Origin of the sequence: Halomonas sp. (assembly GCF_041689495.1) — a bacterium.
Taxonomy (GTDB): Bacteria; Pseudomonadota; Gammaproteobacteria; order Pseudomonadales; family Halomonadaceae; genus Halomonas.
In genome coordinates this window covers 1-1,289 of the sequence record NZ_JBDNGD010000407.1, presented here as the reverse complement: position 1 = coordinate 1,289, position 1,289 = coordinate 1, and the positions used below count along the sequence as shown (strand labels likewise).

2 protein-coding genes are annotated in these 1,289 nt (G+C 62.6%); both read right to left on the bottom strand.

The features are described from left to right. Nucleotides 1-190 precede the first annotated feature (190 nt). Nucleotides 191-613 (bottom strand): VOC family protein, encoded by a 423-nt coding sequence (locus ACESMD_RS12755; RefSeq protein WP_372613735.1) that lies wholly within the window; start codon nucleotides 611-613, stop codon nucleotides 191-193. A gap of 64 nt (nucleotides 614-677) precedes the next feature. After that, nucleotides 678-1,289: nucleotidyl transferase AbiEii/AbiGii toxin family protein (locus tag ACESMD_RS12750; protein ID WP_372613733.1), on the bottom strand; the 612-nt coding region annotated here is incomplete at its 5' end.

Genomic DNA, 1,289 nt, shown 5'->3' with positions numbered 1-1,289 from the left:
GCGGTGGTGATCGCCGTGGCGGCGCGGCTGTGGCCGCGCGACTGATATCGAGCAATACCGACTTGAGCATCTCGCGCCCTACACCACTTTCCCTACAAACCTTGACGCTGGAGGCTCCCCGGCAGATCCTTGCCCCCCGATTCAGAGCATCACGGCACCGCCTCATGTAACCGCCAGCGTCCTGCCACGCTCAGCCGAGCCAGGTATTGCCCTCGGCATCAATGGGGAAAAACGGGTTGTGGGCCACCTCCCAGAGGTGGCCGTCGGGATCGACGAAATAGCCCGAATACCCGCCCCACTCCGCCTTGCTGGCAGGCTTAACGATCCTTCCTCCGGCGTGCTGCGCCTCGCTCAAAACCGTATCCACCTCAGTCTCGGTCGACACATTTTGGGCAAGGGTAATACCGGCAAAGCCGCTGCCCTCCACAGGCACCCCAACATCCTGCGCCAGGGCAGTACGAGCATAGAGCGACAGGATCAGCCCGTTGAGTTGGAAGAAGACCACCTCGGTCTGTGCCAACCCCACCTTCCAGCCCAACACCTCCTCATAGAAGCGACGCGACCGCGCCAGATCGCTCACGCCCAAGGTAATCAGACTCATACGCTGTTCCATCGCGGCCTCCTTCAGGCCTGTGTCCTTAGTAGAAGGCCCTTACGGCGCAGAATACTCAAGGGCCTCAGCCAGTCCGTCCATCGAACCGCGCCAGCGCCTTTTCCAACTGCATGTGATCGGCTTCCCGCTTACTCTCGGAACGCCGAGCCAGGTTATGCAGCTTGCGCCGCACCCCTGGCAGATCCCGAGCATGGGGCAAACCGAGCAGCCCGAAATCCGGCAGTTCGGCTTCCACGGAACGCAGGAACGCCTCGGAGGACTCGTCCAGCCAGCCGGCGACCCAATCCAGCAAGCGCGACCGGCTCTGCAGCAGTTGCTCCACGCTCACCGGTTCCGACGTCATTCCGCGGAAGTGCGCGTTGAATGTCGCCTCGAAGTCTGCAGGCTCCCGTGGTGCCAATATTTCCCAGGCTGGCTTGGGGCTGCAGGTCAGGTAGACGAGGAAGGTTCGCCAGAGCATTCCATCCGCCCTCTCGTCCTCCAGTAGCTGGCCGACGTCGAAGAGGTCACGGGGATGTTGGCGCGACAACGCCGCGGCCAGCTTGCCCGCATAAAGGTCGGCGAAGTCGAGCACTTGTACGGATGCGAAGCCGAACGCCTCCTCTACCTTGGGCCTGACCACCATCTGCCGCACCGGATGTACGGTGCCACGCATCACCGGCGTGGTCTCGATCTG

Bases quoted from the DNA above. Each gene is read 5' to 3' on its own strand.
- ACESMD_RS12755 (WP_372613735.1), bottom strand. From the start codon at position 613: ATGGAACAGCGTATGAGTCTGATTACCTTGGGCGTGAGCGATCTGGCG.